The 17,823-nt window shown below is 71.3% G+C and carries 16 protein-coding genes; 10 read left to right on the top strand and 6 right to left on the bottom strand.

Translation table 11 applies throughout. The annotated features are described in order from the left end of the window. Positions 1-51: 51 nt before the first annotated feature. A complete protein-coding gene (locus tag IE182_RS21445; RefSeq protein WP_190111533.1) occupies positions 52-978 on the bottom strand; it encodes a cyclase family protein in 927 nt (308 codons plus the stop codon). 122 nt (positions 979-1,100) lie between these two features. On the opposite strand from IE182_RS21445, the gene IE182_RS21440 reads away from it, so the two are divergent. The 5 genes from IE182_RS21440 (at position 1,101) to IE182_RS21420 (ending at position 7,061) form a co-directional block, all read left to right on the top strand. Continuing rightward, positions 1,101-2,012 carry an SDR family NAD(P)-dependent oxidoreductase gene (locus tag IE182_RS21440; RefSeq protein WP_190111532.1) on the top strand — a complete coding sequence of 304 codons (912 nt, stop codon included), beginning with the start codon at positions 1,101-1,103 and terminating at the stop codon, positions 2,010-2,012. 26 nt (positions 2,013-2,038) lie between these two features. Further along, on the top strand, positions 2,039-3,202 hold the full coding sequence (locus IE182_RS21435; protein WP_190111531.1) for an acyl-CoA dehydrogenase family protein: 1,164 nt from the start codon (positions 2,039-2,041) through the stop codon (positions 3,200-3,202). Further along, complete coding sequence (locus tag IE182_RS21430) at positions 3,199-4,662, top strand: aldehyde dehydrogenase family protein (RefSeq protein ID WP_190111530.1); 1,464 nt, start codon at positions 3,199-3,201, stop codon at positions 4,660-4,662. The genes IE182_RS21435 and IE182_RS21430 overlap by 4 nt, the downstream gene beginning before the upstream one ends. A gap of 35 nt (positions 4,663-4,697) precedes the next feature. Next, positions 4,698-5,771 carry a Zn-dependent alcohol dehydrogenase gene (locus IE182_RS21425; RefSeq protein WP_190111529.1) on the top strand — a complete coding sequence of 358 codons (1,074 nt, stop codon included), beginning with the start codon at positions 4,698-4,700 and terminating at the stop codon, positions 5,769-5,771. A 282-nt stretch (positions 5,772-6,053) separates the two neighbouring features. Further along, entirely contained in the window at positions 6,054-7,061 is a 1,008-nt protein-coding gene (locus tag IE182_RS21420; protein WP_190111528.1) for a hypothetical protein, read from the top strand. 46 nt (positions 7,062-7,107) lie between these two features. On the opposite strand, the gene IE182_RS21415 is transcribed toward IE182_RS21420, so the two are convergent. The 3 genes from IE182_RS21415 to IE182_RS21405 all read right to left on the bottom strand — a co-directional run bounded on the left by IE182_RS21415 (position 7,108) and on the right by IE182_RS21405 (position 11,046). Continuing rightward, complete coding sequence (locus IE182_RS21415) at positions 7,108-7,758, bottom strand: flavin reductase family protein (protein WP_373303596.1); 651 nt, start codon at positions 7,756-7,758, stop codon at positions 7,108-7,110. A gap of 92 nt (positions 7,759-7,850) precedes the next feature. Further along, the gene (locus IE182_RS21410) at positions 7,851-8,726 is read right to left on the bottom strand and encodes an enoyl-CoA hydratase/isomerase family protein (RefSeq protein ID WP_190111527.1); all 876 of its coding nucleotides are present in this window, start codon (positions 8,724-8,726) and stop codon (positions 7,851-7,853) included. 94 nt (positions 8,727-8,820) lie between these two features. Further along, positions 8,821-11,046: an acetate--CoA ligase family protein gene (locus tag IE182_RS21405; protein WP_190111526.1), complete on the bottom strand. Its 2,226-nt coding sequence runs from the start codon at positions 11,044-11,046 to the stop codon at positions 8,821-8,823. 132 nt (positions 11,047-11,178) lie between these two features. On the opposite strand from IE182_RS21405, the gene IE182_RS21400 reads away from it, so the two are divergent. Continuing rightward, the gene (locus tag IE182_RS21400) at positions 11,179-11,613 is read left to right on the top strand and encodes a Zn-ribbon domain-containing OB-fold protein (protein ID WP_190111525.1); all 435 of its coding nucleotides are present in this window, start codon (positions 11,179-11,181) and stop codon (positions 11,611-11,613) included. A 61-nt stretch (positions 11,614-11,674) separates the two neighbouring features. Here IE182_RS21400 and IE182_RS21395 read toward each other — a convergent pair whose 3' ends face one another. Next, positions 11,675-12,847: a thiolase C-terminal domain-containing protein gene (locus IE182_RS21395; protein ID WP_190111524.1), complete on the bottom strand. Its 1,173-nt coding sequence runs from the start codon at positions 12,845-12,847 to the stop codon at positions 11,675-11,677. Positions 12,848-13,001: 154 nt separating this feature from the next. On the opposite strand from IE182_RS21395, the gene IE182_RS21390 reads away from it, so the two are divergent. Beyond that, positions 13,002-14,207, top strand: a complete 1,206-nt coding sequence (locus tag IE182_RS21390) for an acyl-CoA dehydrogenase family protein (RefSeq protein WP_190111523.1) — start codon at positions 13,002-13,004, stop codon at positions 14,205-14,207. Next, positions 14,207-14,683, top strand: a complete 477-nt coding sequence (locus tag IE182_RS21385) for a nitroreductase family deazaflavin-dependent oxidoreductase (protein WP_190111522.1) — start codon at positions 14,207-14,209, stop codon at positions 14,681-14,683. Before IE182_RS21390 ends, IE182_RS21385 begins: the two co-directional genes overlap by 1 nt. Before the next feature lie 157 nt (positions 14,684-14,840). Here the strand turns inward: IE182_RS21385 and IE182_RS21380 are convergent, their stop codons facing one another. Next, positions 14,841-15,488, bottom strand: a complete 648-nt coding sequence (locus IE182_RS21380; RefSeq protein ID WP_190111521.1) for a TetR/AcrR family transcriptional regulator — start codon at positions 15,486-15,488, stop codon at positions 14,841-14,843. Between the two features lie 312 nt (positions 15,489-15,800). On the opposite strand from IE182_RS21380, the gene IE182_RS21375 reads away from it, so the two are divergent. Further along, positions 15,801-16,628 (top strand): VOC family protein, encoded by an 828-nt coding sequence (locus IE182_RS21375; RefSeq protein ID WP_190111520.1) that lies wholly within the window; start codon positions 15,801-15,803, stop codon positions 16,626-16,628. Between the two features lie 245 nt (positions 16,629-16,873). Further along, the coding region (locus tag IE182_RS21370; protein ID WP_190111519.1) for a serine/threonine-protein kinase at positions 16,874-17,823 on the top strand (950 nt) is incomplete at its 3' end.

Raw genomic sequence — 17,823 nt, 5'->3', positions numbered from 1 at the left:
CGCGGGGTCAAGCCCCAAGGCGCGGGCGGACGGTGACGTGCAGTCTGCTCGTCAGAAAATCGCGACCGGCGCCACGGGCGCTCCGACTCCTCCGACGAAGGGTTCGGGCATGGCCGCCAGCAGGAAGGCGTAGCGCCGTTCCTCGGCACAGACCTCCGCAAGCTCCTCCAGATTCCAGTTCTGCCCCTGCGGCATGCCCATCTCGACCAGGTCGAGTGCGTGGACGGGAAGCCACAGGTCTTCTATCTCGGGCGGGAAGATCTCGAACGTGAGGGTGTCGTTGGCGACGGCGGCGACGTCGCGGGCGTGGAACCACTCGGGTGTACGGATCGAAAGGCCGGGCGAAGGGTAGGCGTACGCCTGTTTGTCGCCTGTCAGATAGCGCTGGATCTGGCCAGTCCGCACCAACGCGATATCGCCGGGCCCCACCCTGACTCCGGCCAGTTCCTCGGCCGCCTCCAGATCCTCGGGAGTGACGGCGTGTGCACTCTCGAGCCGGTCGACACCCCTGGCGCGCGCGACGTCGAGCAGCACTCCGCGCGAGACGATGTGCCCGGCCTTGTCGACCCCGTTGAAGGCCGAGCGCCCGTGTGCGGTGATCGACTCCGCCGGCCGCCCGTTGTAGAGCCGCCCGCCGTGCGAGACGTGGGACAGGCCGTCCCAGTGCGTGCCCGCTTGAAGGCCCATGGTCACGGTGTCGTCGCTGGTGGCCACGGTCCCGGGGCCGAAGAACTCCACGTTGATCGCGACCATCGTGTGCAGCGGATTGACGCGACCGGGGATCACCCCCGTCTGAACGCCGTCCTGCTGCAGGGGCAGCGCGAGCGGAACGCGACGTCCACTGGTGACCGTCGCGGCCGCTGCGCGCACCACGGCATCGGTGATGAGATTGAGGGTTCCGATCTCGTCGTCCACCCCCCAACGCCCCCAGTTGTTCACTCGCTTGGCCAGCTCATGGAACTCGTCCGGCAGTGGCATGGAATTCCTCTCCGATCGTGACCTGATGCGGTGCGTCTTTGCTTCGTCGACGGGTCTTGTGTTCACGCCTGCGCTGCCCAAAAATCTAACGGACCGTCAGAAACTGCGGGAAGGGGCACACCGTGGGGAGCTTCTTGACCGGCAAAGTGGTCGCCGTCACCGGTGCCGGGCGCGGTATCGGCAGGGCAGTGGCCCTGGCGAGTGCCGCCGAGGGCGCCAAGGTCGTCGTCAACGACCACGGCGTCTCCCTCACGGGCGACGAACCCACCAGCGAGGTCGCCACCGCCGTCGCCAAGGAGATCGAGGCGGCCGGCGGCGAGGCGGTCGCCCTGGCGGACGACGTCTCGACGATGGCCGGCGGCCAGCGGATCATCGATGCGGCCCTGACGCAGTACGGGCGGGTCGACGGCGTGGTGTGCGTCGCCGGGATCCTCCGCGAACGCATGATCTTCAATATGACCGAGGAGGAGTGGGACCCGGTCATCGCCACCCACCTGAAGGGCACCTTCACCGTCTTCCGGGCTGCCTCCGCCGCCATGCGCCGACAGCGGAGCGGCACCCTCATCGGCTTCACCAGCGGCAGCCATCAGGGCAGCGTCGCGCAGGCCAACTACGCCTCCGCCAAGGGAGGTGTCATCTCCCTCGTCCGCAGTGCCGCACTGGGCCTGCACCGGTACGGAGTCACCGCCAACTGCGTGGCCCCCGTGGCCCGTACGCGGATGTCCGCCAACGTGCCGACCGAGCTCACGGAGATCGGGGAACCGGAGGACGTGGCAGCGTTGGTGGTCTACCTCCTCAGCGACCGCGCCCGCCAAGAGCGGATCACCGGGCAGGTCTACACGGTGGCCGGCCCGAAAATCGCGGTCTGGGCCCAGCCCCGCGAACTGCGGGCCGCCTACGCGGAAGACCGGTGGACCCCCGGGCGCATCGCCGACGCCCTCCCCGGCACGATCGGCACCGACCCGATGCCGATGCTGGACCGGATCCAGGCGATGGCCGACGCGGCCGCCGCCGACAAGCGCCCCAACGCGTGACGCGGCGAGCGACGACGGGAGCGCGCATGGACTTCGCATTCGGGCCGGAGGACGAGGCGTTCCGCCAGGAGGCCCGCGCCTGGCTGGACGAGCACGCCGCCACCACCCCACCCCCGGCCGTCGGCCGCCCCTGGGAACGGGAACTCGGCGCCGACGGCTGGATCGGCCTCGGCTGGACCCCCGCCCGCGGCACCTACGGCAACCGGACCGCCACCCTCACCGGGCAGGTCGTCTGGGCCGAGGAGTACGCCCGCGCCCAGGCGCCCGTCCGCCTCGGTCACCTCGGCGAGAACCTCCTGGCACCCACCCTCCTCGCCCACGGCGACGACACGCAGTGCGCCCGCTTCCTTCCCGCCATCGCCCGGGGCGAAGAGCTCTGGTGCCAGGGATACAGCGAGCCCGGTGCGGGCTCCGACCTGGCCGCCGTACGGACCGCGGCCGTGCGCGCCGACGGTGGCCGTACGTACCGCGTCAGCGGACAGAAGATCTGGACCTCACAGGCCCACGAGGCCGACTGGTGTTTCCTGCTGGCCCGGTCCGCCAAGGGCTCCCGGCGCCACCATGGGCTCTCCTTCCTTTTGGTGGCGATGGACCAGCCCGGCCGGATCGAGATCCGCCCCATCCGCCAGATGTCCGGGGACGCCGGCTTCAACGAGGTCTTCTTCGACGGCGCCGTGGCCAGGGCCGAGCACCTCGTCGGCGGCGAGGGCAACGGCTGGCGCGTGGCCATGGGCCTCCTGGCACGCGAACGCGGGGTGTCCACGCTCGTCCAGCAGATCGGCTTCGCGGCCGAGCTGACCCGCGTGGTCCGCCTGGCAGTCGAGACCGGTGCCGTAGAGGAGCCGGCGGTACGGAACCGGCTCGTACGGCAATGGGCCGAACTGCAGGCCATGCGCTGGAACGCCCTGCGCACCCTGGGCGCCGCGGACGATCCCGGGGCGCCCAGCGTCGCCAAACTGCTGTGGGGCGGCTGGCACCAGCGGCTCGGTGAACTGGCGATGCAGGTGCGCGGCGCGCCCGCCGCCCTGGGACCGGACGACTGGCGGGCCGACAGGCCGTACCGACTGGACGCCCTGCAACGCCTGTTCCTCTTCAGCCGGGCCGACACGATCTACGGCGGCTCGGACGAGATCCAGCGCACCATCATCGCCGAGCGCGTTCTCGGCCTGCCGAAGGAGTCTCGCCCATGACGGCGTACGGGCACTGGATCGACGGCGCCTGGCGTGCGCCGGAAAAAGGGCACTATCCAATTGTCAATCCGGCGACCGAAGAGGTCGTCGGGGAGGCCCCGGAGTCGACTCCCGCCGAAGTCGCCGACGCCGTGGCCGCCGCGCAGGCCGCGCAGAGCGGCTGGTGTCGTACTGATCCGCGCGAACGCGCGGTCGTGCTGGAGCGGGCCGCCGAACTGCTCGCCGAACGGGAGGAGCGGTTCGTCCGCCTCATTCAGGCCGAGACGGGCGCGACCCTGCGCGTCGCCTCGTCCCTTCAGGTGCCCGTGGCAGTGGACCGATTCCGGCGCTACGCGCGCGGCGCGATGGAGCCGCACGTGATCCCGCTCGCGCCCCATGTCGTCAAGGCCGGGCCACTCGCTCCCGGGGGCCTGATCGGTGCCGCGGTCGCCCGCCGCCCCGTGGGCGTCGTCTGTTGCATCACCTCCTACAACTTCCCGATCGTCAATCTCGCGGGCAAGGTTGCGCCTGCCCTGGCCATGGGCAATTCAGTCGTCGCGAAGCCGGCTCCGCAGGACCCGCTCTGCTGCCTGGAGCTGGGCCCACTGCTGCAGGAAGCCGGCCTCCCGGACGGCGTGTTCAACGTGATCACCGGTTCGGGCCCGGGCGCCGGGGAGGCGCTCGTGACCCACCCGGGCGTCGACATGGTGAGCTTCACCGGATCCACCACGGTGGGAAGGAAGATCGCCGAAGCCGCGGGGAGGTCGATGAAGCGCACCCTCATGGAGCTGGGCGGCAAGGGCGCGGCCATCGTACTGGAGGACGCCGACGACAACGTGCTCAAGTCGGCGATCATGGCGGTCGGTTCGGTCTGGTCCTTCCACAGCGGGCAGATCTGCACGGCACCGACCCGGGTGCTCGTGCATCGATCGCTGTACGAGCGGGTCGTCACCGGTCTCAAACGGTACGCCGGGTCACTGACAATCGGGGACCCTGTGGATAACTCCACGGTCGTGGGCCCGTTGATCTCCGCCGCGCAGCGCGACCGCGTCGAGGCGTACGTCGCCGGAGCCCGTGCCGAGGGAGCCCGGATCATCACCGGAGGCACGCGGCCCGCCGTCCGGCCCGGGTTCTACGTGGCCCCCACCCTCATCGGCGACGCCACTCCCGACATGACGGTCGCCCGGGAAGAGATCTTCGGCCCCGTCGTCGTCGCCCTCGCGTTCGACGACGAGGACGAGGCGGTCCGTATCGCCAACGGCACCTCGTACGGCCTCCACGACTATGTCTTCAGCGCCGATACGGGCCGGGCCTGGGCCCTCGCCGCCCGGCTGCGCAGCGGCAATGTCGGCATCAACACCGCACAGCGCCACCCCGAGACGGCTTTCGGCGGGTTCAAGGAAAGCGGGATCGGCCGCGACGGCGGCTCCTTCGGCCTGCACGCCTACAGCGAACTCCAGTCGGTCGTCTGGCCGTCCTGAGGCCCGACGCCCCCGCTGCCGGAGAGGAAACGATCATGAGAGGCGTCATCTTCGACGGGAAGCGGCCCGAGATCGTCGACGATCTCGAGGTCCGTCCCCCACGCCCCGGCGAGGTCCTCGTCGCCATCGCCGCCGCCGGCCTCTGCCACAGCGACCTCTCGGTGGTCGACGGCACCATTCCCTACCCCGCCCCCGTGGTCCTCGGTCACGAGGGCGCGGGCATCGTGGAGGCGGTCGGTCCGGGCGTCACGCACGTCGCTTGCGGAGATCACGTCGCGCTGTCCACTCTGGCCTGCTGTGGCACCTGTCCCGAGTGCGACCGGGGGCGTCCGACCATGTGCTGCCAGTCGATCGGCCGACCCGGCCGCCCCTTCACCCGCCGCGGGGAGAAGCTCTTCCACTTTGCTTCCTGCTCTGCCTTCGCCGAGCGCACGGTCGTCAAAGCGGTTCAGGCCGTGAAGATCCCCCGTGAGGTCCCGCTGATCCCGGCCTCCCTCCTGGGCTGCGGCGTTCTGACGGGGGTCGGAGCCGTTCTCAACCGTGCGCGCGTGAGCCAGGGCGAGTCCGTCCTCGTCATCGGCGCCGGCGGCATCGGGCTCAACGTCCTGCAAGGGGCGCGGATCGCCGGCGCCTCCACGATCATCGCCGTCGACGTCAACCCGGCGAAGGCCGAGCCGTCCCGGCGCCTCGGTGCAACCCATTTCGTCGATGCCTCCGCCGTCGACGACACGGCCGCAGCCGTGCGGCAGATCCTTCCGGACGGTGTCGACCACGCCTTCGAATGCGTCGGGGACTCCCGCCTCATCCGGACGGCCGTCGATCTGCTCGACCGGCACGGCCAGGCGGTACTGCTCGGCGTCCCGCCCGCCGGTGCCCAGGCGTCCTTCCTCGTCTCGTCGTTGTATCTCGACAAGTCGATCCTCGGCTGCCGCTACGGCTCCTCGCGCCCGCAGCGCGACATCGCGCTGTACGCGCAGCTCTACCGCGAGGGACGGCTCCTGCTCGACGAGCTCGTCACCGCGGTCTACCGGATCGAAGATTTCCCCAAGGCGGCCCACGACGTGAACAACCGTACGGTGGCGCGCGGCGTCCTCTCGTTCGACCGGTGACCCGGTCCGCCCCTTATGTGATCCCTGTCGACAGGTCTTGCGCCGACCGCTGCCTGCGTGTGGGGTTGGCTCGCACCCCCTGCCATCCAGGCAGGCCCGAAATCGGGCCAAGACGGACTATTCAGTAAGAATGGTCCGACTGGGCGGCTGACGCCGGTGCAGCGGTATGTCCGGACCTGATTGTCGGTGGAATTCGGTGGACCGGTGGGCTGAGCGTGCTCTTGCCTCTCGCAACGGAACCCCCGACTTCTGGGGGAGTCATTCTTGGAGAGAGGGGCGCACGTGAGACAGAAGGCGGAGCCGCACGCGATACCGGGCGAGGCGACCAACACCTCGCCCGAGAACTGCTGTGCCCTCCCGAAGAAACGGGGCACGTACGCCGACGGCTTCGGTGCCGCGTTCTGCGCGTCGATGGCAGCGCTGTGCGCGGAGGTCCTCGTCGCCGGCACGGCAGGGGTGTTCGTACTGCTCTCCCGCGAGCACGACGGAATCCCCGGGGGGCCGCTCATGGTCGCCGCGCTCGCCCTCGGTGTCGTGCTCCTGACCGTACTCGTCAGTGGCTTCGTCACCGCTGCCGCGGTGATGCCGGCCCTGTCGCTGGGCCGCTGGGCGGCAGCCCGCCGGAGCTGGAGCGGCAGCCCGCTGTGGGCCCTCGCCGCCGTACCGGTGGTCTCGGCCGCGGTAGTTGGGGCCTTCGGCGGCGTGGCGGCGCTGGGCAGCCTCTCCTTCGCCTCTCCCCTCCGCTATCTGCTCTGGTGGGTGTTCCTGACGGCCGGTCTGCTGCCCGCCGCCGTTGCGGGCCAGGCGGCGGCCCGCAGAGTGCGCGAAGCCCGGTCGGGGAGCGTGGCGCGCAGAGTGACGACCGGCGGCCTGATCGCCTGGCTGGCCGTCGGTGCGGTGGGCGCCGGAGTGTACGGCTCCGGGCTCGTGAAGGTCTACGAGCCGCCGCGGCTGTCCAAGTCCGACCTCGCCGGCACTTGGACCGACGGGCGTGGGGGCACCGTCCGGCTCGGGCCGGACGGCAATGCGGTCGCCGACGGTCTCGACAACTTCATCTGGGACGGTACGGGCAAGGACAAGCCCAAGGACTGCGACGGCGCCGGCACCTGGAAAGAGGTGAAGGAGAGCGGCCGGGTGGAAGGAGTCTCCCTGCGGATCGGCTCTTGCGAGCTGGCCCGTGACTGGAGCGTGACCGGCACGCAGAAGGAGCCGCGGATCTACCACGAGATCGGCAAGCCTGGCTCGGGCAAGCGATATGTGCTGACCAAGGTGGTCAAGCACAAGAAGTGAGGCCGCGGCCCCCGGGCAGCCGGGCGGTCCGGAACCAGCAGGTGCCTCAGTTGCCGTCCGCCCCGAACCCGTCGAAGGTTCCGAAAGCGCCCCGGTGGAACAGCAAGGGCCCCGCGCCCGCTGCACCCTCGTCCGCGCCCAGTGCCTCCACGCGCCCCACGACGATGAGATGGTCCCCGGCCGTGTGCACCGCATGGATGGTGCAATCGATCCACGCCGGTACGCCCTCGATCCTGGGCGAGCCGGTCACAGGCGCGCGCTCGTAGGCCACCCCGGCGAACTTGTCGTCTGTCTGTGAACTTCTGACGGCGAAACCTCGGCAGAGCGCTCCCTGATCCGAACCGAGGACGTTGACGCAGAACACCCCGGCGCGGGCGATGCGTGGCCAGGTGCCGGACGACCGGGCCACCATGAAGACGACCAGCGGTGGGTCGAGGGACAGTGAAGAGAAGGACTGACAGGCGAAACCGGCAGGCGGTTCCCGCTCCGCGCCGGGCGCAGTGATGACGGTGACGCCGCTGGCGAAGTGTCCAAGGACGTTCCGGAACTCTTCCGGCGCCGGCGGAGGCCGTTCGTCCGCTCGTACGGCCCGGAGCTCCGGACGGGGGAGAGGGTCGAGAGGCGCGGCGGCGGAGGCCGGTGCGCCCGCCGATCGCAGGCGGCGCACGGCGAGGGCCGCCATCCCGGCGTGTCCCATCATGAATCCATTGAATCTGACGGGGCGTGAGATGGGAACACTGCTGCCGGGTGGGAAGCGCTGCGGCGCCCGCCCGGCCTTGTGCAGCGATCTCAGCGGCCCCGGAAGTCGGGGCTGCGGCGCTCGACGAAGGCGATCACGCCCTCGGCCGCGTCCTCCGTCGCCGCGTTGATCTCCTGCGCGGCCGCCTCGGCGGCGAACGCAGCTGCGCGATCCGTCTCAAGCGAAGCGTTGACCAGCTGCTTCGTCAGTGCGAGTGCCCGCGTCGGGCCGGCGGCCAGCCGTTCGGCCCAGGCCAGCGACCTCCTGACAAGCTCCGCGTCCGCCACGACGCGGTTGATCAGGCCGAATCGTTCCGCCTCGGAGGCGTCGAGGGCGTCGCCGAAGAACATCAGCTCCTTCGCCCGCTGCGGTCCGATCAGGCGCGTGAGCAGGAAGGCTCCGCCACCGTCGGGGACGAGGCCCCGGCGGACGAAGACCTCGACGAACCGGGCGGATTCCGCGGCCAGGACCAGGTCGCAGGCCAGCGCGAGATGCGCCCCGAGCCCCGCGGCAGTGCCGTTCACGGCGGCGATCACGGGCTTCTCGCAGTCCAGCACCGCGCCGATCAGTCGCTGAGCCCCCTCGCGGATCGTGCGGGTCACATCGCCCGGGACACGGCTCGACGCGGCCGCCGCGGGGGCTGCCCGGAGGTCGGCGCCCGAGCAGAAGCCCCTGCCCGCACCGGTGAGGACCACGGCCCGGACGGCGGGGTCAGCGGAGATCCGGGTGAATTCCACAACGAGGTGTTCCCGCAGGTCAGGGGTGATGGCGTTGAGCGTGTGGGGGCGGTTGAGGGTGATCACGGCGACGCCGTTGTCAGTGGTGTGCCGTATCAATGACTCAGCGGATCCGGTGGATGCGACGGAGTCGTCGGGCTTGCCGTGTCCGCCGGGCCGGGAGGGTGACTCACGGGGGGAGAGGTTCATGGGGGAGCTCCTTGTCCTACGGGCGGTTCGCGCGAGAGGGCGCCGACCGGCGCACTCGGACGGCCGGGCGGGAAGGGCGGTGACGCCTGGGGGCTCAGCGGCAGAAGGCCAGTGCGTCCAGCGCCACGGCGCCCTGGCCGCGTTCGAGGACCACCAGCGGATTGAGGTCCAACTCGGCGATTCCGTCACCCAGTTCCAGCGCCATGCGCTGGACCCGAAGGACGGTCTCGACCAAGGCGTCCACGTCGGACGGGGGAGCCCCCCGGACGCCCTCCAGCAGGGCTTTTCCGCGCAGCTCGCCGAGCATCGCCCGGGCATGGTCCTCGCCGAACGGCGGTACGCGCACGGCGGTGTCGTCCAGCACCTCGACCAGCACACCGCCCAGCCCCACCGTCACCGTGGGACCGAACAGGTCGTCGTGCGTGATCCCGACCGCCATCTCCACGCCCCGCCCGACCAGTTGGCAGACCAGGATGCCGTCCAGGGGGAGCTGCTCGTAGCGGGCGATGTCGGTGAGCTCGCGATACGCGTCGCGGACCTGGCTCGCCGAGGTCAGGCCGATCTTGACCAGCCCCAGCTCGGACTTGTGGGCCAGCCGGGGGCCGGACGCCTTCATGACGACCGGGTAGCCGACCTGGGCGGCAGAGCGGACGGCGGCGGCTGCGCTGGTCACCAACTGCTCGCGGGGCACGCGTATGCCGTACGCGCGCAGGAGCTGCTTCGCCGCGTGCTCGCTGAGTTGCTCGCCGGGGCGCAGCAATGCCTGCGCCTTGCGGGCCGACGGGGAGAGGGCGCGGGGGGCGTCGTCGAAGGGAGAGCGGTAGCCGGCGGTGAAGCGGTGGTGGCCGAAGTAGGCGCGTACGGCGGTGATGCAGTTGGCGAAGGTGCGGAAGGTGGCCACGCGGGAGGAGCCGAGGAGGGTGGTGCGGTAGGCGTCCTCGGTGCCCACGGGGGAGCCCCAGATCACGCAGACGAGCTTGTCCGTCTTCTCGGCGGCGTCCACCAGGTCCCGCGCGAGCTTGTCGCTCAGCGGCGGGAACGGTCCCGTGATGGGGCAGACGAGGACCCCGACGGACGGGTCGGCGAGAAGGGCATCGATGATCTTGCGGCCGCGCCAGTCACCGACGGGGTGACCGCCGTTGTCGACGGGGTTCGCGGTGCTCAGGTAGTCGGGGATCCACTGGTGGAGCTCGGCCTGCTTCCCGGCCGGCAGGACGGGCAGGTGGAGCCCGGCCGCCGCGGCGAGGTCGGCGAAGTGGGCGCCCGTACCGCCGGAGATCGAATACACGGCGACGCCGTCGGCCCGGGGCGGGCGGGCGCGGGCGAGGAGCGCTGCGGTGTCCTGGAGCTCGTCCAGGCCGTTCACGCGGATCACGCCGAACTGCCGCATGGCCGCGTCCACCACGTCGTCCGCGCCCGTCAGCTTGCCGGTATGGGTAGCGGCGGTGCGTGCGCCGACCTCGGTCCGGCCGACCTTGACGGCAATGACCGGGACCCGGTGGCGGGCGGCCCGGTCGGCGGCGAGCAGGAAGGCGCGGCCGTCCTTGAGGCCCTCCACATAGGCGGCGATGGCCCCGACCTCGGGGCGGGTGGCGAAGTAGGAGATGAAGTCGGCGCACTCCAGATCCGCCTCGTTGCCCGTGGGGGCCCAGTGCGAGAGGCGGATGCCCAGCTCCTGCAGGGCGAAGACGGGACGGCCCTGGTGGCCTGACTGGGTGATCAGGGCGATGGCGGGGCCGTGGAGGTCGTCGCGCAGCGGTTCGAAGGCGTTGAGGTTGGTGTTGGGGCCGAGCAGGCGGGTGCCGGTGCCGTGGAGGGCGGCGGCGAGCCGGGCCTGGGCCGTGGCGCCGTCGGCGCCCGTCTCGGCGAAGCCGGAGGCGAAGACGACGGCGAAGGCGACGTCGCACCGGGCCAGCTCCTCAAGGACCGGGGTGGGGTCGCCGACGAGGAGAACGGCCACGTCGACCGGGCCCGGGATGTCGTGGACGGAGGAGTGACAGGGGAGGCCGAACACGGTGGTACGGGTGGGATGCACCGGGTGGACGCGGGCGCCGACGCACTCGGCCCAGGCGATGAGACGGCGGGTGATCCCGGTGTTCGGCCGGCCCTCCGTCTCGGAGGCGCCGATGACCGCGACGGTCCGGGGGCGAAAGAGGCGGTCGAGGTCGGGGACGTCGGAGCGCAGGGGGCGTCCGCTGACGTCCAGGTCGTCGGCGGATGTGGTTCTGCCGTGGACGACGGGGCCCGGGTGCCGGCCGCAGGCCACCACGCGGGCGGGACGGGAGGTGGTGGTGAGGGTGCCGTGAGTCGATCCGAGCATCGCCCGCTCCTGCCCGATGGCCGATAAACTGACGTTCAGTCAGATTAGCGAGCTGACAAGCTGTCAGGAAAGGTCGTGCGCCGCGACAGGCGACCGGCCGGTGCGGACGGGACCCCTTGGGGAGGTGGCTCGTTGGGCGGACTTCCGCGGTTCGATGTGCCCGGTATCGACGACTTCACGCGGCCCTACTGGGACGCCGCGGCCGGAGGGGTGCTGCTGATTCGACGCTGCCGTGCGGCCGGATGCGGGAAGGCGCACCACTACCCCCGCGAGTTCTGCCCGCGCTGCTGGAGTGAGGAGGTCGTCTGGGAAGAGACGAGCGGCCTTGCCGGGCTCTACACCTGGTCCGTCGTGCAGGTGAATGATCTTCCGCCCTTCGGTGCCCGCGTCCCCTACACGGCGGCCGTCGTCGATCTCGACGAGGGGCCGCGCATGATGACCGAGGTGATCGACTGCCCCGCGTCGGACCTGCGGATCGGCATGCGACTGCAGGTGGCGTACCGGACGGATCCGGAGGGTGTCGTGCCGGCGGTGCCGGTGTTCCGGCCGGCGGCCGGGGCGGGGTAGACGGGAGGGGGGAAGCCGGAGGTGGGGGCGGGCGGGTGGCGGCTGGGCTGTCGGTACGGGTTCAGTCGCGGCCCAGGATCAGCGTTCCCGACGAGCAGAACCAGCCGCCCGTGCCCGAGGCGACGGCCAGGCGGGGAGGCTGCCCGCCCGCCTTGCGGACCTGGCGGCCCTCCTCGGCTTCGCCGCGCAGCTGGCGTACGGCCTCCACCAGGAGGAAGAGTCCCCGCATACCGGGGTGGCAGGCGGAGAGGCCCCCGCCGTCCGTGTTGACCGGCAGGTCGCCGCCCACCGTCAGCCGCCCCTGCGCGGCGAAGGCGCCTCCCTCGCCCTTGGGGCAGAAACCGAGGTCTTCCAAGGTCACCAGCGTCATGTAGGTGAAGGCGTCGTACAGCTGCGCAATGTCGATCTCCTGCGGGGTGATTCCGGCCCGCGCGAAGGCCAGGCGTCCCGAGGCCGCGGCCGGGGACGTGGTGAAGTCCTCCCACTCGGACATGGTGGTGTGCGAGACGGCCGTGCCGGTGCCCAGCACCCACACCGGCGGCTTGGCCGCGTCAGCCGCGCAGTCCGCGGCGGCCAGCAGCACTGCGCACCCTCCGTCGGAGCGGACGCAGCAGTGGAGCTTGGTGAAGGGGTCGGCGATCACCGGGCCGTCGAGGACGTCGTCGACGGTGATGGGCGCGCGGTACATGGCATGCGGATTGTGGACGGCGTTGGCGCGGGTCTGAACGGCGATGTCCGCCAGCTGTTCAAGCGTCGTGCCGTACTGGTGCATGTGGCGGCGGGCCGCCATGGCGTACTTGGCGACGAGGGAGTGCCCGTACGGGACCTCGAACTGTGCCGGGCCGCGGGCGCCGAAGGACAGGCTGGAGGTGCGGCGGCCGGCCTTGATGTCGGCGCGCGCGGTGGAGCCGTAGACGAGCAGGACCGCACGGGCGTGCCCCGCCGCGATGGCGTCGACCGCGTGGGCGGCCATGACTTCCCAGGTCGAGCCGCCGACGGACGTCGAGTCCACCCAGGTGGGGCGCAGTCCCAGATACTCCGCGACGTCCACTGGGGCGAGCGCGCCGAGCCCGGCCGAGGCGAAGCCGTCGACGAGGGAGCGGTCGAGCCCGGAGTCGGCCAGTGCGCGGCGGGCGGCCTGGGCGTGCAGCGCGTACGGCGTGACGGTGTCCAGCCGTCCGCAGTCCGACAGGGCGACACCGACGACGGCTGCTGCGCGCTTGCCTGGAGGCATGCAGCTGACGGTACATCAGATCGGAAGGGTGCGCCCTCCTGTCCGCCTGCGTTCGGTCGTGGCCTGGGTCTGGGTCTGGGTCTGGGTCTGGGAATGGATGGCGGCGCACCCTAATATGACGCACCGTCAGCAAACCGGTTCAGGGAGGCTGCCGATGCACACCGCGTTCACTGAGGAGCAGGTGGAGATCCGGCGCACCCTGCGTGACGTGCTGCTCAAGCGGTGCGGCCCGGACGAGGTCAGGGCGGCGGTGCTGACTCCCGCCGGCCACGACCTGCGGTTGTGGCACAGCCTCGCGGACCAGCTGGGGCTGCCGGGGCTCGCGGTGCAGCAGCAGTACGGCGGGGCAGGGTGCGGCCTCCTGGAGCTCGCCCTGGCTTGCGAGGAGGCCGGCCGGGTCCTCCTGCCGTCGCCCCTGACGGCCACCGCGGCACTGACCGTTCCCCTCGTGACCGCTCTGGGCACGCCGCAACAGCGCGCCGGGCTCCTGCCCCGCCTCGCATCGGGCCGGCTGACCGGCACGCTCGCGGTGCCGAACGGCACGCTGCCGGACGCCCTCGGGCTGACCGGTGACGGCTGCGGGCGGCTCCGGGCCGGCTGGTCCGGCGGTGGCCGGGCCGGGGGTGTGCAGGCCCGCCGGACGGGTGACAGCTGGAGGCTTTACGGCGAGGCCGGCCAGGTGCTCGATGGGCACACGGCGGGACTGCTGCTGGTCGCCGCACACACGGGTGGCTACGCATGCAGCCGCACCCTGCTGTTCGTGCTGCGCCCAGAGGAGGCGCGCGGCGTGGTCCGTACGCGGCTGACCGCGCTGGACGAGACGCGGCCCCAGGCCGGTATCGAGCTGCGGGACGTGGAGGCGGAGCCGCTCGGGCAGGTGGACTCCGACGTGCGGGGCGCGCTGGCCGGGGTCGGTGGCGTCGTTGCGACGGCCCTCGCGGCCGAGGCCGTGGGGGCCGCGGACCGCGCGCTGGAGCGAACGGTGGAGTACGCGCGCGTGCGGGAACAGTTCGGCAGGCCGATCGGTTCGTTCCAGGCCGTCAAACACCGGCTCGCAGACCTGTACGTGGCCGTGCAGGCGGCCCGCTCAGCGGTGTACTACGCGGCCTGGTCCGGGCGTCCGGCTGTCGGCGGACTCGCGCTCGCACAGGCATTGGAGGCGGCCCAGGTGGTCACCGCAGAGGCGGTCCAGCTGCATGGAGGCATCGGAGTGACGTGGGAACACGACGTGCAGATGTACTTCAAACGCGCCGCTTCGGACGCGCTCTTGTTCGGCTCCGTCCACCGTCTGCGGGAGCGTGCTGCGGACGTGGCCGGGCTGTTTGACGCCGCGGGGGGCCGGGAAGCGGTGGTGCTGTGATGGCCGCCGTCGAGCGCCTGGTGCGCACGGTCTCCTCGACCCGTACGTTCGCCCGGGTCGCGCCGCACTGCATTCCGGCGGTCGACCGGGCCGTGCACCGGCTGACCCGCGGCAAGGTGCTGCTGAGCGCCTTCATGCTGCCGGCGGTCGTGCTGACGTCGACGGGAGCGAAGAGCGGTCTGCCCCGGCGGACGCCGCTCGCGTGCATGCCGGAGGACCGTACGGAGACCTGCTGGATCCTGATCGGCAGCAACTTCGGACGCACGGGGCATCCCGCGTGGACGGCGAACCTGCTGGCCCATCCAGAGGCCGAGATCAGCTGGAAGGGCAGGGACATCCCCGTACGGGCGCGGCTGCTGCGCGGCGCGGAACGGGAGGCGGCATGGGCGGCGGTGTTGAAGTTCTGGCCGCCGTACGCGCGCTACCAGGCGCGGGTGGAGCGTGAGATCCGGCTGTTCCGGCTGGAACGGCGGTAGACAGGCGCCGGAGGGTGCGTGAGCGGCGCGGGCGTGGGCCGGTGGCCGCGTCACGGTGCACCGCGGCGGACCGTCCGGGGCCGGGCCCGAGCGGCCCGCCGCTGCGATGACAGGACATGCGAGGGGGAGCGGTTGTGGTGCGCGTGCGCGCCGGAGGCTACTTGGTCGGCTTCTTGCCGGTGATGCCCAGGTGGACGAGCAGCGCGAGGTTCGGCTTGAGCTCGGCCTGCTTGACGCCCCAGCTCTGGAAGCCCTTCTGGTGCGAGGCAACGGCCGCGAGCATGGCGACGAGGGAGCCGGCCACCGCAGCCGGGCTGAGGTCCTTGTCGACCTTGCCCTTCGACTGCAGTTCCTTGACGGAATCCGTCAGGGAGTTGGTGACCGCGTTGAGGATCTTCATGCGGATCTTGTAGAACCGCTTGTCGCCCTCGGCCGCCCCGAGGTCGACGACGCGCAGGATCGCGTCGTGCTTGCGCCAGAAGCCGAGGAAGCCGTCGACGAGTTCCTCGGCCGCCTGCCAGCCGGACTTGCCGACCCAGGAGCGCCCGGCCACCAGATCCGTGAGGCTCGCGCCCTCCTTCGCCATCTCTTCGGCGATCTCCAGTACGGCGCCCTCGACGTCGGGGAAGTACTGGTAGAAGGTCGCCGGAGAAGTGCCGGCCCGGCGGGCGACATCGATGACCTTGACATCGCGGTACGGCGATGAGCTGAGCATTTCGCTGAGGCAGTCGAGCAGCTTCTGCCGCGTCGCCTGGCCGCGCCGACCGGCCACGCGGCCGTCGACGGTGCGTACTTGTCCTGTCATGCCGTCAGCTTACCGAGGGGTGATCGGAGCGCGATTCGGCCGCATGCAAATGGGGGCGGGGGTGCCCGATGGTGCGAAAGCCCAGGTCAGGTGGGGTATGCGAGGGTGTGGAGAGCGTAGGAGCGGATTGGCCCGTACCGGTGAATTGTCCTATCAACAAGCCGTGGACGGAGAGCCCGGCAAGGGCTGGGCGAAGGGGCTTCCACGGTTATCCACAGGCCGCGCGGAATCCACGATCCGCCTCTACCGTGGCAGCGAGAACACTCGGAATGAGTAAGGCGTCCCATCCGACCGCGCGGAAGGAGCCGGGCCATGAGTTCAGCACCGGACGGATATCCGGAAGGCACCCCGTGCTGGGCGGACGCCATGCTGCCGGACCTCGCCGCGGGCAAGCGTTTCTACGGCGAGATCTTCGACTGGACGTTCGAGGACGGTGGTGGCGAGTACGGGTACTACACGCAGGCGTTCCATGAGGGGAAGAACGTCGCGGCGCTGGCGCCGAAGCCGGACGGCCGGATGCCGACGACCTGGTCCGTCTACTTCGCCTCGCCGGACGCCGCGGCCACGGCCGGCCGGATCCGGGCCGCCCGCGGGCAGATCTTCATGGGGCCGATGGCCATCGACGGCTTCGGCACGATGCTCATGGCGGCCGACCCCGGCGGCGCGGTCTTCGGCGTGTGGCAGGCGGGCAGCCACAAGGGCTTCGAGAAGCGCGGCGAGCCGGGTGCCTTCGGCTGGACGGAGGTCTACACGTGGGACGCCCAGGCGGTCGACCCCTTCTACGAGGCCGTCTTCGGGTTCGGCACCCAGGACCTGAGCGACGAGACGGGGACGGGCTTCGCCGTCTGGACCCCCGCCGGGGCGCCCGCCACCCCCGAGCACGCGGTGGCGGGCCGGGCCGTGATGGACGACCGGTTCCCGAGGGAGATGCCCGCGCACTTCCTGGCCTACTTCGTCGTCGAGAACTGCGACACCGTGGCGGACGCGGTGCTGCGGCTGCACGGACGGGTCCGCCTGGAGCCCCAGGACACCCCGTACGGACGCTTCGCCATGCTCGCCGACGACCAGGGCGCCGACTTCGCCATCATCGACGTCTCGCAGCCGGGACAGGAACTGGGGCAGGGGCTCGGGCAGGGGTAGCGGGAGAGACGGGGAGGGGGCGGTACGGGATCTCAGGGGGGAGTGCCGCAGTCGGAACGAAGCGGACGCATCCGGCTATAGCCGGATATCGACCCATTTGGCGGAGACACGGCGAAGCGTGCCCCGGGTTCGCAACCGCGGGCTTCGCCAGGAAGAATCAGGGTGCGTACCCCGGGATAATTTTCGCGGTGAGACGCTGCACGGGGCTGAAACCCTTCAAGCCCCCACGGGGAGGTGGCAGGTCAGTGGTGGAGCAGCTTACGCAGCACGACCCGAGACGGATCGGCCCGTTCGAGGTGCTCGGCCGGCTCGGTGCGGGCGGCATGGGGCTGGTCTATCTCGCCCGCTCGGCGTCCGGCCGACGGGTGGCGATCAAAACGGTGCGCACGGAGCTCGCCGAGGATCAGCTCTTCCGGGTCCGCTTCACCCGTGAGGTGGAAGCGGCCCGGGCGGTCAGCGGCTTCTACACCGCCGCGGTCGTCGACGCCGACCCGAGGGCCGCCGTGCCGTGGCTGGCCACCGCCTACGTCCCCGCGCCCTCGCTGGAAGAGATCATCAACGAGTGCGGGCCCCTGCCCGCCCAGGCCGTGCGCTGGCTCGCCGCCGGCATCGCGGAGGCACTGCAGTCCATCCACGGCGCAGGGCTCGTGCACCGGGACCTCAAGCCCTCGAACGTGCTGGTGGTGGAGGACGGCCCCCGGGTCATCGACTTCGGCATCGCCTCCGGCGTGTCCAACACCCGGCTGACCATGACCAACGTCGCGGTCGGCACGCCCGCGTACATGTCACCCGAGCAGGCGCGCGACTCCCGCAGCGTCACCGGTGCCAGCGACATCTTCTCCCTCGGCTCCACGCTCGTCTTCGCCGCGACCGGTCATGCGCCCTTCCACGGCGCCAACCCGGTCGAGACCGTGTTCATGCTGCTGCGCGAAGGCCCGGACCTGAGCGGGCTGCCGGACGAGCTGCGCCCCCTCATCGACTCCTGCATGCAGATGGCCGCGGAGAACCGGCCGAGCCCGGCGGACCTGCAGTCGCAGCTGGCACCGCACCTGTTCGCCTCGGGCGGCGACGACAGCGGCACGGCCTCGGCATGGCTGCCCGACAACGCGGTCACCCTGATCGAGCAGCGCCGCGCCGGCCACCGGCCGCCCGCCGCGGGGGCGGCCGGCGGCGCCCGGGGCGGCAGCCGGCGCGA

Origin of the sequence: Streptomyces cinnamoneus (assembly GCF_014650495.1) — a bacterium.
In the GTDB taxonomy this organism is placed as follows: Bacteria; Actinomycetota; Actinomycetes; order Streptomycetales; family Streptomycetaceae; genus Streptomyces; species Streptomyces cinnamoneus.
Note: the sequence above shows the minus strand (reverse complement) of the source record. Positions and strands in the feature narration are given on the sequence as shown.